This window comes from Mangrovimonas sp. DI 80 (genome assembly GCF_001975575.1).
GTDB lineage: Bacteria > Bacteroidota > Bacteroidia > Flavobacteriales > Flavobacteriaceae > Mangrovimonas_A > Mangrovimonas_A xylaniphaga.
In genome coordinates this window covers 219118-235263 of the sequence record NZ_MSDT01000006.1, presented here as the reverse complement: position 1 = coordinate 235263, position 16146 = coordinate 219118, and the positions used below count along the sequence as shown (strand labels likewise).

Here is a 16146-nt window from a genome sequence, read left to right as displayed (position 1 = left end):
ACGAATAACCCGGGTTAATAGCAATTCATACATGAGTCTATTTCGTAAAATCTTCGGACTTAAGTCTGATAATGAAGAGGATAACATAAAAAACGAAGAGAGAGGCAAGTACATGCCGGAGATCAAGCTACCTGTAGATGAAAGATTCACTATCAATTTTAAAGCTAATGGTGGTAAATTCCTGTATTGTGAAAATCTTGACGAAATAAGAGATAGCCTTAGACTGATTTTAAGTGAAAATGACTGGCAGAATGAATCGGTTTTACTTTTGGACGATCGCTTGAAAGAGCTTTTCAAAGGAATGCAATACCAGTCTACTAAAAACCTTTCTGAGGCTACCTACTTTTTATCTACTTGTGAATATTTGATTTCTGATGATGGTTCCTTATTGATTTCATCCAATCAAATTGCCGAGAAAAAGCTTATTGAACTTCCCTCAAATTTTATCATTTATGCTACCACAAGCCAATTTGTTGAAAATATTGGTGAAGGTCTTAGAGGGATAAAAGGGAAAAACAAGGAAAAAATCCCTACCAACATTACTACCATTAAGCACTTTAAGGCCCCTACTGAAGATAAAGATTTCCTTTCCTACGGAAGTAGTTCAAAAAACTTATATTTGCTCCTTCTAGAGGATCTATAAGCGGACAGCTTAATCCTTTCTTCTAAGCATATAAAAAAATTCATGAAAGAACTTGTTACTAGGACTCTATCTGGTATTTTATACGTTAGCTTGCTTATGCTTTCTCTTTGTTGGAAATGGGCATTGGCAATTTTATTTTACCTGTTTGGTCTAGTTTGCTTGGCAGAGTTTAAAAAGTTGATTGGGCTACAAAAGTTTCTTCCTTACATTATCTTTACAATCTTATATTTTGTATTTGGATATTGGGTTTCCATTGTGAATTCTAAATCGGGATTTAATGATTCCATTCAAATACTTCATGTCATCACCATCTTTGTGCAATTATTTTTGATTAAGGATTTGTTTTCTGAAAAAACCATTCCTCTTTTCAGTTCTAAGAGATACATCATCACAACATTTTATTTGTCCAGTGGTTTTGTCTTTTTATTTTTAATTGCCAACCTACATCACACTTTTACCCCATTACTACTTTTGGGAACCTTTATTCTTTTGTGGACCAATGATACCTTTGCTTATTTGGTTGGAAAGAATTTTGGAAAACAAAAACTATTTGCCAAAGTGTCTCCAAAGAAAACCGTTGAAGGATTTTTAGGTGGATTGTTTTTTTCCTGTGTAGCTAGCTATTTTATTGCTAAATTTACAGATACCTTAACGTTCAACAACTGGCTTGCTATGGCTATTATTGCAAGTGTTTTTGGTACTTTAGGAGATTTGATAGAATCTAAGTTCAAAAGACAAGCTAACGTAAAGGATAGCGGGGTAATTATGCCTGGTCACGGTGGATTACTGGACCGTTTGGACAGCATTATATTTGCAGCACCTTTTATCTATTTATATTTAAGATTTATCACCTATGTTTCATAAAGAAGGGCATAAAATTATTTTCATCACACTGGTTATTGTGGTTGCATTATTAATGACCATTGATTACACTGTTCAATTGCCATGGCTAAGAACGGTTTTAATGTTGGCAGCTTTGGTTTTCTTGATTTTGATTTTGCAGTTTTTCAGAAACCCAAAAAGAAACACGGTAGCAAACGAGCACCACGCCCTCTCCCCTGTTGATGGTAAAGTGGTCGTTATTGAAGAAGTTTTTGAAAAAGAATTCTTCAATGAAAAGCGCATACAAGTATCTGTTTTCATGTCGCCAATCAATGTGCATGTAACCCGTTACCCTGTTGGAGGAAATGTAGTGTACAGCAAATACCATCCAGGAAAATATTTGGTAGCATGGCACCCAAAGGCAAGTGAAGAAAACGAACGTACAACAGTGGTGGTAAACAGTCCAACCTTTGGAAATGTACTTTACCGTCAAATTGCAGGAGCCTTGGCAAAACGTATTGTAAACTATGCCAAAGAAAATGACAAAGCTATACAAGGAGCCGATTCTGGCTTTATTAAATTTGGCTCTAGAGTAGACGTATTTTTACCCCTAGATGCCGATATAAAAGTAAGCCTTAATCAAGTTGTAAAAGGAGGCGAAAGCATTATAGCTGAGATATAATGACACCTGAAGAATTGGATATTGAATTTAAGGAAGCCGTAAAAATGGTTAACAGCTATACGGAACCTTTTCCTGCAGACTTTTTATTGCGCCTTTACGCCTACTATAAAAAGGCTACCGGGGATTATGGTCGGCCAAGTAGTCGAAAGCCTATTATCAATGCTTTTAAAACCAATGCGCTTTTCCAGGTTCAAAATGTAAGCCGTGAAGAAGCCAAGCGTATTTATATTGATTTGGTAAAAAACTACTTTCTTTACCGCAAATAAACCTAATCTCTTATTAAAGGCATCGTAGAACAGCGCAACAAGCCTTCCTGCTTCGCTATTTCGGCATAAGGCACCTCCTCTACGGTAAATCCATTGGACCTTAGCCAATCGTTTAATCTGGTAAAATTACGCTCGGAAATCACTACATTTTCAGAAATAGAAAATACATTACTATACATATTATACATTTCATCTTTAGTGATTTCAAAAATATTCTCCTTTCCAAAGAAATCTACTAACCAATTGTATTCGCTTTCAACCAAAAATCCATTTTTATGGAGGATTGCTTTATCTTCTCCCACAGGCTGAAAGCAACAATCCAAATGAAGGGCATTTTCCTTGGCATTGGTGTTGGATTTTCGAAGTTCGAAGGCCTTCACTATTTTATCCGGAAATAACTCTTGTAGCGCCATTACAGCATCCATATTGGTTCTTGCCGTTATGAAATTGGAATAATCTGGGCCCGAATAAGTTCCCACAAAAATATAATCTCCATACAACATCACATCTCCCCCTTCCACGTGACAATCTTCAGGTAGAGTTATCACATTTTCTGAAGGAATTTGATCAATGACATGCTGAATGGCCTCTACCTCACGTTCACGATCTGGAAGGATATTGGCTTTTATCAATTTATCTTCAATTACGAAGGCAATATCACGAGCAAAAATTTGATTGTAATCCTTTATTGTTTTTGGTCTAAAAACAGTGACATCATACTTTTCAAACACTTTAGCCACAGCGTCCATTTCTTTGATCATATCTTCTTCTTTGGGATATGTACCTGCTTTGATATGTTCTATGGATTTAGGATCATAAGCCTCCTCTTCCGTAGGAATGGGACCGATACTTTCTGCGGTTCCTAAAACAACTGTTCTAAGACGTGACGTCTCATCATTAACATGTAATTGTAACATAAAGTGTATGAATTATAAAAAAAAACTGCCCAAAAAGAGCGTATGCAATTTTAAGGCAGTTTTTTCTATTTATAAAATCTTTTATCTGTCTTTTCTTTCTTTGAAAGATCTTAACGTTTCTCCAACGTACACTTGACGTGGACGTCCAATTGGTTCTTTACGCAATCTCATTTCTCTCCACTGTGCAATCCAACCTGGAAGTCTTCCTAAAGCAAACATTACTGTAAACATGTCTGTTGGAATTCCCATAGCTCTATAAATGATTCCAGAGTAGAAATCTACGTTTGGATATAGCTTACGGTCTACAAAGTACATGTCTTCCAAAGCTTCTTTTTCCAATCCTTTTGCGATATCCAAGATAGGGTCTTCAATTCCTAAATCTCCCAATACTTCATCGGCAGCTTTTTTGATGATTTTAGCTCTAGGATCGAAGTTCTTGTACACACGGTGTCCGAATCCCATCAAACGGAATGGATCGTCTTTATCTTTGGCTTTCCCCATGTATTTTTTGGTATCGCCACCATCTGCTTTAATAGCTTCCAACATTTCCAAAACAGCTTGGTTAGCACCACCGTGAAGTGGTCCCCAAAGCGCAGAAATACCTGCAGAAAGTGATGCAAACAAACCAGCATGAGATGACCCCACGATTCTAACAGTAGAAGTAGAACAGTTTTGCTCGTGATCTGCGTGAAGAATTAACAACTTGTCCAAAGCATTGATCAAAATTGGATTTTGAACATATTCTTCGTTTGGTTGTTTGAACAACATTTTCAAAATGTTCTCTACATACCCCAAATTCTTATCTCCATAATCTAATGGCAATCCTAATTTCTTGTGCATAGTCCAAGCTACCAATACCGGGAACTTAGCCAAAATTCGAACAATGGCATTGTACATTTCTTCCTCAGAATCTACATTTACCGAAGAAGGGTTAAATGCCGTAAGAGCACTGGTTAAAGAGGACAACACTCCCATTGGGTGTGCAGATCTAGGAAATGCATCCACAATCTTTTTAATATCATCATCAACAACAGAGTGCTTTTTTATATCGCTGTGAAATTGGTCCAATTGCTCTTGGGTTGGCAATTCTCCAAAAATCAACAAATAAGCTACTTCTAAGAAATCGGCCTTTTCGGCTAATTCCTCAATAGAATAGCCCCTATATCTCAAAATTCCTTTTTCTCCATCCAAAAATGTGATAGCACTTTCACACGCTCCGGTATTTTTATAACCCGGGTCAATGGTAATTACTCCATTGGTAGCACTTCGTAAATTTTTGATATCGATGGCAACTTCATCTTCTGAGCCTTTGATTAAAGGAAACTCATGTTTTTGACCGTTAATTTCTAATATAGCTTTATCTGACATATTTCAATAAAAAGTTTTTAAATGGTTGTCTTGAAACGACAGCCCCAAATTTATGAAATATCTCACGATTATTAAAGCTTCTCAACAAAGGATTTAACTATTGAAATATTAATAAAATTGATACCGAAAACAAGGTTAGAATTACAAATTTCGTAAGTGTCTTATTTTCAATATTTAGGATTTATTCTTGATAAATTTCCTCGTTAACTTCCAATTTGTATAATTTGTGGTAATATTCTATCACTGAAGATTTCCATGTGAATTTTTGGGCCTTTGCATTAAGACAAATGTCATCCCACTTGGGTTTATCTTTGAAAAACACATCCAAGGCCTTTTGGAACACCTTTATGAAGTTTTGTGTTTTTTCATCAATAGTTGCCCCGTCAAAAGAAAAGCCCGTTTTCATATGCTTCACCGTATCCTTCAATCCACCAGTATGGTGCACCAAACAAGGCTGGGCATTTCGCATTGCCAACATTTGACTGATACCACAGGGCTCAAAAAGACTAGGCATTAAATACAGGTTAGATTCGGTATAGATGGAATCGATAACTTCTTCTGACTGTCCGTTGAAGAAAATAAAATTTTCGTAATCGTAACTAATTTTATGAAGTAACTCCTCGTATTCCGGGGCACCAGTACCCAAAATAACATATATACCATTTACAGGTTTAAGCTTTTCTAAAATAGAAATCAATAATTCTGGAGAGTTTTTATAAAAATAAAACTTCTGCTCCGTAAGCCTCGCTACACTGGCGCAAACAAACTTCGCTGGGTCTTTGATCAACTTAACGATTTTCTCACCAGTATGTACCAAAAACTGCGATTTGTATTCTTTATCCGGGTTTTGAAGCCATTCAAAAATAGCTTGAATAGCATTTACATAAAAAGCACCATGTGGAACCAAATTGATGTTTTTATAGTTGCAACCATTTAAAATTCCAAACAAACGCTCCTCATCATTAGCCTCTTTTAAAAAGCCTTCTAAGCCCTCTCCCCCAATAAAGTTTGGAAAATCACTAGGTTTCATAATATCCTCCTTATACGAGGGTGATACGGTATGTACGGCATTTGCAAACTTAATTCCCAAAGCCATAAGGTTAATACAATCATGGTACCTAGGATCTTTTAAACGATCGTAATCAAACTCTACCTCTGGATAAAAGGCCTTTAGTGAGGACGTGCTACCTTCAAAGGGACGAATGCCCTGAATAGCTAAATTATGAATGGAATATACAAACCTAATGTTATTTAAAAAACCATACGCAGGATGGTAAGCTCTCAAAAATAGTACCATACTAGAATGCCAATCGTGTAGATGTACGACATCAAGATGCCCAAAAACGTCCTGTTTTATGGCTTGGGCAACGGCCGTACAAAACAATGAAAACATACAGGCATCTGTAAAGAAAGGCTGCTCTGGATCGTTAAAGTAGATATGTGCAATATTTCCGGAAACAATTTCAGGATGATGAATGACGTAATGTGTAATATTATCATATTCCTTTTTGGGAGTAACCTTGTAGACTTCGGCCATTTCTTCTTGGCCACGATAAGAAAAATGTACCTCAGTAAGCTTTTCCCCGTTTACATGCAACCTGCCATAAGCCGGCGTTACAACATGGGCTCTATCTCCAAATGCTGCAATCTGCCTAGGCACATCCCTAACTACATCTCCCATCCCCCCTGCTTTACAGTTTTTGATTGCGTCATTTTCGGCTGAAACAAAAAGAAAGTTTGACTGCATGTATTGAGGTTTTAGTTTTAACTAATGACTTATTTTATGCTTTTTTTGAAATGCCAACACTGAATTATATGGGTTTGGCTTAACGTACTTTATTTCATCATAAATTACTTAAAATAAATTGAGTAATAAAATGTTTACACATTATTTCAATATTAAAATTAAAATAATTTCTCACTAGCAATAAAAAAGCCCTCTGTTTTCACAGAGGGCTCTTCTAAATGTATTATCACTTAAAATTATGGTTATTTTACTTTAAACGCATTTGTTTGCGGATAGTAAGCAACATCTCCCAATTCTTCCTCAATACGTAGCAATTGGTTGTATTTTGCCATACGGTCACTACGTGAAGCAGATCCTGTTTTAATTTGCCCTGTATTTAAAGCTACAGCCAAATCTGCGATTGTGTTGTCTTCAGTTTCTCCAGAACGGTGAGACATTACAGAAGTATACCCAGCGTTGTGCGCCATGTTTACAGCTGCAATAGTTTCAGAAAGTGTTCCAATTTGGTTTACTTTGATCAAGATGGAATTAGCAATTCCATTCTCGATACCTTTAGCCAAACGTTCTACGTTAGTTACATAAAGGTCATCTCCTACCAATTGTACTTTATCTCCGATAAGTTCAGTTAAATATTTCCAACCATCCCAATCATTTTCATCCATACCATCCTCAATCGAGATAATTGGATATTTAGATACCAATTCTGCTAAGTAATTTGCTTGCTCTTCAGAAGTTCTTACCACTCCCTTATCTCCTTCGAATTTAGTATAGTCGTATTTTCCGTCTACATAGAATTCCGCTGAAGCACAGTCCAAAGCAATCATTACTTCGTCACCAAATTTATAACCTGCTTTTTCAACAGCTTTTTGGATAGATTCAATCGCATCTTCTGTACCATCTAAAGTAGGCGCAAAACCTCCTTCATCACCTACAGCAGTACTTAAACCTCTATCATGTAATACTTTTTTAAGGTTGTGGAAAATTTCAGTTCCCATTTGCATAGCGTGCGTAAAGTTTTTAGCCTTTACTGGCATCACCATAAATTCTTGGAACGCGATAGGCGCATCACTGTGAGAACCTCCATTGATGATGTTCATCATTGGTACAGGCAATGTCTTAGCTGACACACCTCCTACATATCTGTAAAGAGGCATTCCCAATTCATTAGCAGCCGCTTTAGCAACAGCCAAAGACACTCCTAAAATGGCATTGGCTCCCAATTTTGATTTATTTGGAGTTCCGTCCAAATCAATCATCATTTTATCGATAACATTCTGTTCAAATACAGAAACACCCAACAACTCTTGAGCAATTACAGAATTTACGTTTTCTACAGCCTTTAAAACGCCTTTACCCATATAAGAATCGCCACCGTCTCTAAGCTCCACAGCCTCGTGCTCACCAGTAGATGCTCCTGATGGTACTGCAGCTCTTCCCATAACGCCGTTTTCAGTTACTACATCAACCTCTACGGTTGGATTTCCTCTTGAATCTAATATTTGTCTTGCGTGAATGTTAATTATTATGCTCATAATGCTTAGTTTAAGGTTGATTACTTATTACTTAATTATCTATTTTTTCTTTAACAAATTTACGAAATAGTTACCCAAATAATGGCTCCAAAACCATTATTATACATTAATCTTACTACATTGTTTTCGAATAAAAAAAACCTCAAAAAAAAGTGAATTTCTTTGAGGTTTTTCTATTATTTATTTTTGATGTTTTCTATAAATTGATCAAACAAATAAGAAGAATCGTGTGGTCCTGGACTTGCCTCCGGGTGGTATTGTACCGAGAACACATTTTTGCTCTTCATCTTGATCCCTGCTACCGTATTGTCATTTAGGTGAACATGGCTAATCTCAATATCTGGGTGGCTTTCGGTTTCTTCTCTGTTAATAGCGAATCCATGGTTTTGAGAAGTAATTTCACCTTTTCCAGTTGCTAAGTTTTTAACCGGATGATTGATTCCTCTATGCCCGTTATGCATCTTGTATGTAGAAATACCGTTGGCCAAAGCAATTACTTGATGCCCTAAACAAATCCCAAATAACGGCAAGTTTCTTTCAATTATTTTCTTTGCAACCGCTTGAGCTCCTTCCAAAGGTTCTGGATCACCAGGACCATTTGATAAGAAATATCCATCAGGATTCCATTCGTTCATCTCTTCAAAAGTAGAATTGTATGGGAATACCTTAATGTACGCGTCACGTTTTGCTAGATTACGTAGGATATTCTTCTTGATTCCTAAGTCTAACGCAGCAATTCTATACGTAGCGTTTTCATCACCAAAATAATAAGGCTCTTTGGTAGACACTTTTGATGCCAACTCCAAACCATTCATTTCTGGTACTTTTGCCAATTGCTCTTTTAAACCTTCAATATTGTCAACATCAGTAGAGATTACAGCATTCATAGCCCCGTTCTCTCTAATGTAGCTTACCAAGGCACGCGTATCCACATCTGAAATTGCCAAAACGTTATTCTTTTCAAAGAAATTTTTCAAAGAATCATCGGCAGCTTCACGTGAATAATTGAAACTGAAATTTTTGCAGATCAAACCTGAAATCTTGATAGAATCAGATTCTACTTCTTCTTCTTTGGTACCATAATTCCCGATATGGGCGTTGGTTGCTACCATAATTTGCCCAAAATACGATGGGTCTGTAAAAATCTCTTGATACCCTGTAGTTCCCGTATTAAAACATACTTCACCAAAAGCAGTTCCAGATTGTCCGATCGATTTCCCGTAAAAAATGGTTCCGTCAGATAATAATACTAAAGCTTTGTCTCTTTTATTGTACTTCATTTGTTCGAAAAGTTTTGCAAATTTCCACAAAAAAAAGGACAAACTAAAATGTTAGGGGCTATATTTTAAATTGACAGGGAATTATAGTAAGTTAAAATTTTGCTAATATCAAAATCGTTATTGTAACGAAGATTATTATCCTTAACATAGGCCTTGATTTGATCACCTTTTGAGCCTACTAACTCTAAAATTGCACTTTTCCTTAATTTTATGGCTTTTAAAGCTTCTTGTTCCTTTCTTTTGACAAAGTATTCTTCGTGTTTCACATATTCATCAGGCTTAGTCCTTTGTTGTGTCATAGGATTAAATGTTCCTTCTTTAATACTAACGGAATATTGTTTAAGCAACATAAATTCATCTGTGTCCACAACTGTTTGAAAAAAGCCCCTTTTCTTTTTCTCAGCATTATAGTATTGAGCCAGTTCAACATTATAGATTTTAACCCTTAAAACCTCTTGAGAATTAAGAACTAGAACCGAATCCTCAGCAAACTTTGCTTCCAATTGATCCTTATCTATATTATAATTAAGGTTTGGTATTTGATAAGAGGCTTCCTTCATATAAACTGTTGAAATATTAACCCAACTACTAAACAAGTAAACACTTCCTTCAATGTTAGTGTTTTTCGAGCTAGTAGACACCCAAATACTTCCTCCTAGCGAGAGGTCTCTCCTTAAATCGTTGCTGGTTTGTCCCGAACTAAAATTTTGGGCAATAACAGCACTAATCACGAGGAAGGTGGTAATAAAAACAAAAAACTTGGATTTCATAATAAGTTGGTTTTATGGTTAATCGGTTTAAAGATGGATAAAAAAAAAGGGATAAACAATTTGTTTATCCCTTTTGAACTTAAAGTATTAAAATACTTTCTATTCTTCTTCCTCGTTTGCAGTTTTAGTTTCAGCAGCAGCTGGTGCAGGAGCAGCAGCTTTAGATCCACCTCTTCTACTTCTACGGGTAGTTTTCTTTTCTGGTTTCCCAGCATTGTAGATTTCATTGTAATCAACCAACTCGATCATTGCCATATCAGCGTTATCCCCAAGACGGTTACCCAATTTAATGATTCTTGTGTATCCTCCTGGACGATCGCCTACTTTGGCAGCAACATCTCTGAACAACTCAGCAACCGCTTCTTTTTGTCTTAAACGAGCCATAACAATACGTCTGTTATGCGTAGTGTCTTCTTTTGATTTTGTAATCAAAGGCTCAACAAATAGCTTTAAAGCTTTAGCTTTAGCAACAGTGGTGTTGATACGCTTGTGCTCGATTAAAGAACAAGCCATATTGGCCAACATTGCTTTTCTATGAGCTGTCTTTCTTCCTAAATGGTTAAATTTCTTTCCGTGTCTCATGACATTTGATGTTAACCTTCATCTTGCTCAACCCATGATTGGGGAGCAAATTATGAAGGAATTTGTTTGTTAGTCTTTATCTAATTTGTATTTGCTCAAATCCATTCCGAAACTTAATCCCTTAACGATTACAAGTTCTTCCAACTCTGTCAAGGACTTTTTACCGAAGTTTCTGAATTTCATCAAATCGTTCTTATTAAAAGAAACCAAATCTCCCAATGTGTCTACTTCAGCCGCTTTCAAACAGTTCAATGCTCTTACAGAAAGGTCCATGTCAACCAATTTGGTCTTCAATAGCTGTCTCATGTGAAGTGATTCTTCATCATAAGTTTCTGTTTGTGCAATTTCATCCGCTTCAAGGGTAATGCGCTCGTCAGAGAACAACATGAAGTGGTGAATAAGGATTTTAGCAGCTTCTGTTAAAGCATCTTTTGGGTGTATTGATCCATCTGTGATGATTTCGAAAACCAATTTCTCATAATCGGTCTTTTGCTCAACACGATAGTTTTCAATACTATACTTCACATTTTTTATTGGCGTATAAATTGAATCGGTAAATATAGTACCAATTGGAGCAGAAGCTTTTTTGTTTTCCTCAGCAGGTACATATCCTCTACCTTTTTCAATAGTAATTTCCATGTTGATGTTCACCTTTGGATCCAAGTTACAGATCACTAGATCTTTGTTCAACACTTGGAAACCAGAAATGAACTTTTGAAAATCACCTGCTGTGATTTGCTCTTGTCCAGAAATAGAAATAGAAACAGATTCGTTATCGATTTCATCAATTTGGCGCTTGAAGCGAACCTGCTTTAAGTTCAAAATAATTTCTGTAACATCTTCCACTACTCCTGCAATGGTAGAAAACTCGTGATCCACGGTTTCTATTTTAACAGATGTAATGGCAAATCCTTCCAAAGAAGATAATAACACTCGTCTTAAAGCGTTACCTACTGTCAATCCATATCCTGGTTCTAAAGGTCTAAATTCGAATTTACCTTCAAAATCAGTAGAATCAATCATGATTACTTTGTCAGGCTTCTGAAAATTTAATATTGCCATATTGTGTGTTTTGTTTCTAGTTATTATTTAGAGTATAATTCGACGATGAATTGCTCGTTGATATTTTCTGGAATTTGCACTCTTGCAGGAACTGAAACATAAGTTCCTTGCTTGGTTTCGCTATTCCAAGTAATCCACTCATAAACCTCACTAGAATTAGCCAATGAATTTAGAATGGTTTCTAAAGATTTTGATTTTTCTCTTACTGCTACAACATCACCAGCTTTCAATTGGTAAGAAGGAACGTTTACGATTTCTCCGTTTACAGTAATGTGTCTGTGAGAAACCAACTGTCTAGCTCCACTACGAGAAGGGGCAATACCCATTCTGTAAACTACGTTGTCAAGTCTAGACTCACAAAGTTGTAACAATACCTCACCTGTAATTCCAGGAGCAGCAGTTGCTTTTTTGAACATGTTTCTGAATTGCTTTTCCAAAATACCGTAAGTGTATTTTGCTTTTTGCTTCTCCATCAATTGAACAGCATATTCAGATTTTTTTCCACGACGCTTGTTGATACCGTGTTGACCTGGAGGATAGTTTCTTTTTTCAAAAGCCTTGTCATCTCCATAGATAGCTTCACCGAATTTACGGGCTATCTTAGTTTTAGGACCAGTATATCTTGCCATTTGTTAAAATTAATTGTGGGAGTGTTTATGAATTAAGGTCTTATTCTTATCCTTCGATAAACAATAAATCTCCCGTTAATACTTGTTTATAAATTTTTCAGCTTGCAAATTTAACAGAAATAATTAATATCAATTGTAAAAACAATTGATATTAATTATAAAATTTCTGAATAAATTATACTCTTCTTCTTTTTGGAGGTCTACATCCATTGTGTGGTAGTGGAGTAACATCGATAATTTCTGATACTTCGATACCTGAGTTATGGATAGATCTAATAGCAGATTCTCTTCCGTTACCTGGTCCTTTTACATAAACCTTCACTTTTTTCAAACCTGCTTCTTTAGCTACACCTGCAGCATCCTCTGCAGCCAATTGCGCAGCATATGGCGTGTTCTTTTTAGAACCACGAAACCCCATTTTACCGGCAGATGACCATGCTATAACATCTCCTTTTTTGTTAGTCAAAGAGATGATGATATTGTTGAAAGAGGCCGCAATGTGCGCTTCTCCAATAGAGTCAACAATTACTTTACGCTTTTTAATTTTAGTATTTGACTTTGCCATGTTACTAATTATTATTTAGTTGCCTTTTTCTTGTTTGCAACTGTTTTTCTTCTACCTTTTCTTGTTCTAGAGTTGTTTTTAGTACGTTGACCTCTTAATGGAAGTCCCGCTCTATGACGAATACCTCTGTAACATCCAATGTCCATTAAACGTTTAATGTTCAATTGAGTTTCAGAACGAAGCTCACCTTCAATAGTATAAGCTGCCACAGCCTCACGGATGCTTCCGATTTGGTCGTCTGTCCAGTCTTGTACTTTTGTGCTCTCGTCAACTTTAGCTGCCGCTAAAATTTCTTTCGCTCTACTTCTACCTATTCCATAGATATAAGTTAAAGAGATAACTCCTCTTTTCTGTTTTGGTATGTCTACACCTGCAATTCTTGCCATAATTACCCTTGTCTTTGTTTGAATCTAGGATTCTTTTTGTTAATCACGTAAAGTCTACCTTTTCTGCGCACTAGTTTACAGTCTGCGCTTCTTTTTTTAACTGATGCTCTTACTTTCATCGTATTAGTATCTATAAGTTATTCTAGCCTTAGTTAAATCGTAAGGACTCATTTCTAATTTCACTTTGTCTCCTGGTAACAGTTTAATATAGTGCATACGCATTTTACCAGAAATATGCGCAGTCACAATATGACCATTCTCCAACTCAACTCGGAACATTGCGTTAGACAATGCTTCGATGATTGATCCGTCTTGTTCTATTGCTGCCTGTTTTGCCATAGTATAATAATTTAAGCTACTGCTTTTCTATTTTTACCAGTTTTCATCAAGCCATCATAGTGTTTGTTTAACAAGTAAGAATTTACTTGTTGCATGGTATCTATTGCAACTCCTACCATAATTAGTAATGATGTCCCTCCAAAAAATAAGGCCCAACCTGCCTGTACATCCATAAGCTTTACGATGATTGCTGGGAACACAGCTATCAAAGCCAAGAAGATAGAACCAGGTAAGGTAATTTGCGACATTATCTTATCCAAATATTCTGAAGTTTCAGATCCAGGACGAATACCTGGGATAAAACCACCACTACGCTTTAAATCATCTGCCATTTTGTTTGTTGGAACAGTAATAGCAGTATAAAAATATGTAAATACAATAATCAATAATGCAAATACCACGTTATACCAGAATCCGAAGATATCTGAGAACTGTGTTTGCATCCATGTACCTACGGCTCCAGAACCAAATGATTTTCCAATTAAACTAGGCACGAACATAATTGCCTGTGCGAAGATGATTGGCATTACACCTGAAGCATTCAATTTTAAAGGTAAAAATTGTCTGGTACCAAAAACATTCTTTTCATATCCACCAGTAGCAGTACGTCTAGCATATTCAACAGCTACTTTACGTACTCCCATAACTAGCATGATAGATCCAAGGATGATCAACAACCAAATTACAAGCTCGATCAAGATCATGATCAAACCACCGTTTGATTGTGTAACCCTTGCTGCATATTCTTGCAAGAAGTTTTGCGGCAACTTAGCAATGATTCCTACCATAATCAATAATGAAATACCATTACCAATTCCTTTGTCGGTGATTTTTTCACCCAACCACATTGCGAAAACAGTACCTGTTACCAAGATGATTATAGATGAAAAATAGAACATCCCTCCTGTACCCAATAAAAAGGCACTTTGAGGAATACCTAAAGTAGGTAAACTTGCCAAATATCCTGGTGCTTGAACCAAACAGATACCAATGGTTAACCAACGAGTAATCTGGTTGATTTTTTTACGCCCACTTTCTCCTTCTTTCTGTAGTTTTTGAAGATAAGGAATCGCAATTCCCATCAACTGCACTACGATAGAAGCAGAGATATATGGCATAATACCCAACGCAAAAACAGAAGCATTAGCAAATGCTCCGCCTGTAAATGCATTTAAGAGCCCAAGAAGTCCATCTTCGGTATTGTTTGCCAAACCTCCCAATTGAGATGCATCAATACCAGGAAGCACCACTTGTGCACCAAAACGATAAACCAAAAGCAGGCCGAGCGTAAGCACGATCCTGTCTTTTAGTTCCGTTATTTTCCAAACATTTTTTAAAGTGTCTATAAATTTCATACTCTAATAGGTCTTATAAAGTTACGGCTTCTCCACCTGCAGCTTCAATTGCAGCTTTTGCTGAAGCAGTAAATTTATGAGCAGATACTTTTAGTTTAGATTTCAATTCTCCACGACCTAGGATTTTCACTAGTTCGTTTTTACCAGCCAAACCAAGTTCAACCAATGTATTAAAATCAACAGTATCCTTCACCTTATTATCATCAACCAACTGTTGTAATGTATCAAGGTTTACACCTTGGTACTCTACACGGTTAACATTAGTAAATCCAAATTTAGGTACACGTCTTTGAAGAGGCATTTGTCCACCTTCAAAACCAACTTTCTTAGAATATCCAGAACGAGACTTAGCTCCTTTGTGTCCACGTGTAGCAGTACCACCTTTTCCAGAACCTTGTCCTCTACCTACTCTCTTACCTTGATTTTTAACTGAGCCTTCAGCTGGTGTTAAATTACTTAAGTCCATTTCTATGCTGTATTATTTTGTTTCTTCAACAGAAACTAAATGTTTAACTTTATTCACCATACCAACGATGTTTGGAGTGGCATCATGTTCTACAACCTGACCGATCTTTCTCAAACCTAAAGCTTCCAAAGTTCTCTTTTGGGTTTGCGTACGGTTGATTGCGCTTCTTACTTTTGTTACTCTAATTTTTGCCATCGTCCTATAAATTAACCGTTAAATACTTTTTCAAGAGAAATTCCTCTATCCCTAGCCACAGATTCAGCGCTTCTTAATTGTAATAATGCGTCAAAAGTAGCTTTTACCACGTTGTGAGGGTTAGAAGATCCTTGAGATTTAGACAATACATCATGTACTCCCACTGCTTCCAAAACTGTTCTTACAGCACCACCAGCAATTACCCCGGTACCAGGAGCTGCAGGAATAATGTTTACTCTTGCACCACCAAATTTACCTTTTTGCTCGTGTGGTAAAGTTCCTTTGATAATTGGAATTTTCACCAAGTTTTTCTTAGCATCTTCTACAGCTTTAGCGATAGCAGTAGCAACGTCTTTAGATTTTCCTAAACCGTGTCCTACTACTCCAGCTTCATCTCCAACTACTACGATAGCTGAAAAACCGAATGCTCTACCTCCTTTTGTTACTTTAGTAACTCTTTGTACACCAACTAAACGATCTTTAAGATCTAATCCACCTGGTTTTACCAATTCTGCGTTTTTATATTTTTGATACATAATT

The 16146-nt window shown here is 36.4% G+C and carries 21 protein-coding genes; 4 read left to right on the top strand and 17 right to left on the bottom strand.

Annotated elements, in window-relative coordinates; translation table 11 throughout:
* The first annotated feature begins 31 nt into the window (after window positions 1–31).
* From BKM32_RS13025 to BKM32_RS13010, 4 genes are read left to right on the top strand one after another with little or no spacing between them, the layout of a single operon-like run.
* Entirely contained in the window at window positions 32–643 is a 612-nt protein-coding gene (locus BKM32_RS13025) for an LUD domain-containing protein (protein ID WP_076664163.1), read from the top strand.
* 42 nt (window positions 644–685) lie between these two features.
* Window positions 686–1507 carry a phosphatidate cytidylyltransferase gene (locus BKM32_RS13020; RefSeq protein WP_053975711.1) on the top strand — a complete coding sequence of 274 codons (822 nt, stop codon included), beginning with the start codon at window positions 686–688 and terminating at the stop codon, window positions 1505–1507.
* Complete coding sequence (locus tag BKM32_RS13015; RefSeq protein ID WP_076664162.1) at window positions 1497–2147, top strand: phosphatidylserine decarboxylase family protein; 651 nt, start codon at window positions 1497–1499, stop codon at window positions 2145–2147. The genes BKM32_RS13020 and BKM32_RS13015 overlap by 11 nt, the downstream gene beginning before the upstream one ends.
* Window positions 2147–2413: an acyl-CoA-binding protein gene (locus BKM32_RS13010; protein WP_053975713.1), complete on the top strand. Its 267-nt coding sequence runs from the start codon at window positions 2147–2149 to the stop codon at window positions 2411–2413. The genes BKM32_RS13015 and BKM32_RS13010 overlap by 1 nt, the downstream gene beginning before the upstream one ends.
* Before the next feature lie 2 nt (window positions 2414–2415).
* Here BKM32_RS13010 and BKM32_RS13005 read toward each other — a convergent pair whose 3' ends face one another.
* The 17 genes from BKM32_RS13005 to rpsE form a co-directional block, all read right to left on the bottom strand.
* Window positions 2416–3330, bottom strand: coding sequence for a dimethylarginine dimethylaminohydrolase family protein (locus tag BKM32_RS13005; RefSeq protein WP_076664161.1), 915 nt, complete (start codon window positions 3328–3330; stop codon window positions 2416–2418).
* Between the two features lie 81 nt (window positions 3331–3411).
* Window positions 3412–4698, bottom strand: coding sequence for a citrate synthase (locus BKM32_RS13000; RefSeq protein ID WP_053975715.1), 1287 nt, complete (start codon window positions 4696–4698; stop codon window positions 3412–3414).
* 181 nt (window positions 4699–4879) lie between these two features.
* Window positions 4880–6445 carry a glycogen synthase gene (locus BKM32_RS12995; RefSeq protein ID WP_076664160.1) on the bottom strand — a complete coding sequence of 522 codons (1566 nt, stop codon included), beginning with the start codon at window positions 6443–6445 and terminating at the stop codon, window positions 4880–4882.
* 242 nt (window positions 6446–6687) lie between these two features.
* The gene (gene eno / locus BKM32_RS12990) at window positions 6688–7977 is read right to left on the bottom strand and encodes a phosphopyruvate hydratase (RefSeq protein WP_076664159.1); all 1290 of its coding nucleotides are present in this window, start codon (window positions 7975–7977) and stop codon (window positions 6688–6690) included.
* 176 nt (window positions 7978–8153) lie between these two features.
* Complete coding sequence (gene carA / locus BKM32_RS12985) at window positions 8154–9257, bottom strand: glutamine-hydrolyzing carbamoyl-phosphate synthase small subunit (RefSeq protein WP_076664472.1); 1104 nt, start codon at window positions 9255–9257, stop codon at window positions 8154–8156.
* A gap of 65 nt (window positions 9258–9322) precedes the next feature.
* Entirely contained in the window at window positions 9323–9817 is a 495-nt protein-coding gene (locus BKM32_RS12980) for a hypothetical protein (RefSeq protein ID WP_123812121.1), read from the bottom strand.
* Between the two features lie 309 nt (window positions 9818–10126).
* Window positions 10127–10609: a 50S ribosomal protein L17 gene (gene rplQ / locus BKM32_RS12975; RefSeq protein WP_053975720.1), complete on the bottom strand. Its 483-nt coding sequence runs from the start codon at window positions 10607–10609 to the stop codon at window positions 10127–10129.
* A gap of 69 nt (window positions 10610–10678) precedes the next feature.
* Complete coding sequence (locus BKM32_RS12970; protein ID WP_053975721.1) at window positions 10679–11671, bottom strand: DNA-directed RNA polymerase subunit alpha; 993 nt, start codon at window positions 11669–11671, stop codon at window positions 10679–10681.
* A gap of 23 nt (window positions 11672–11694) precedes the next feature.
* Entirely contained in the window at window positions 11695–12300 is a 606-nt protein-coding gene (rpsD, locus tag BKM32_RS12965) for a 30S ribosomal protein S4 (protein WP_053975722.1), read from the bottom strand.
* A gap of 175 nt (window positions 12301–12475) precedes the next feature.
* Window positions 12476–12865, bottom strand: coding sequence for a 30S ribosomal protein S11 (rpsK, locus tag BKM32_RS12960; protein WP_053975723.1), 390 nt, complete (start codon window positions 12863–12865; stop codon window positions 12476–12478).
* 11 nt (window positions 12866–12876) lie between these two features.
* Entirely contained in the window at window positions 12877–13251 is a 375-nt protein-coding gene (gene rpsM / locus BKM32_RS12955) for a 30S ribosomal protein S13 (protein WP_053975724.1), read from the bottom strand.
* Between the two features lie 2 nt (window positions 13252–13253).
* Window positions 13254–13370 (bottom strand): type B 50S ribosomal protein L36, encoded by a 117-nt coding sequence (ykgO, locus tag BKM32_RS12950; protein ID WP_008269159.1) that lies wholly within the window; start codon window positions 13368–13370, stop codon window positions 13254–13256.
* Between the two features lie 4 nt (window positions 13371–13374).
* Window positions 13375–13590 carry a translation initiation factor IF-1 gene (infA, locus tag BKM32_RS12945; RefSeq protein ID WP_026753784.1) on the bottom strand — a complete coding sequence of 72 codons (216 nt, stop codon included), beginning with the start codon at window positions 13588–13590 and terminating at the stop codon, window positions 13375–13377.
* Between the two features lie 11 nt (window positions 13591–13601).
* Window positions 13602–14945, bottom strand: a complete 1344-nt coding sequence (secY, locus tag BKM32_RS12940; protein ID WP_053975725.1) for a preprotein translocase subunit SecY — start codon at window positions 14943–14945, stop codon at window positions 13602–13604.
* A 13-nt stretch (window positions 14946–14958) separates the two neighbouring features.
* On the bottom strand, window positions 14959–15411 hold the full coding sequence (rplO, locus tag BKM32_RS12935; protein WP_053975726.1) for a 50S ribosomal protein L15: 453 nt from the start codon (window positions 15409–15411) through the stop codon (window positions 14959–14961).
* Window positions 15412–15423: 12 nt separating this feature from the next.
* Window positions 15424–15606, bottom strand: a complete 183-nt coding sequence (gene rpmD / locus BKM32_RS12930; protein ID WP_053975727.1) for a 50S ribosomal protein L30 — start codon at window positions 15604–15606, stop codon at window positions 15424–15426.
* Window positions 15607–15617: 11 nt separating this feature from the next.
* Entirely contained in the window at window positions 15618–16142 is a 525-nt protein-coding gene (gene rpsE / locus BKM32_RS12925; RefSeq protein ID WP_053975728.1) for a 30S ribosomal protein S5, read from the bottom strand.
* Between the last annotated feature and the right edge of the window lie 4 nt (window positions 16143–16146).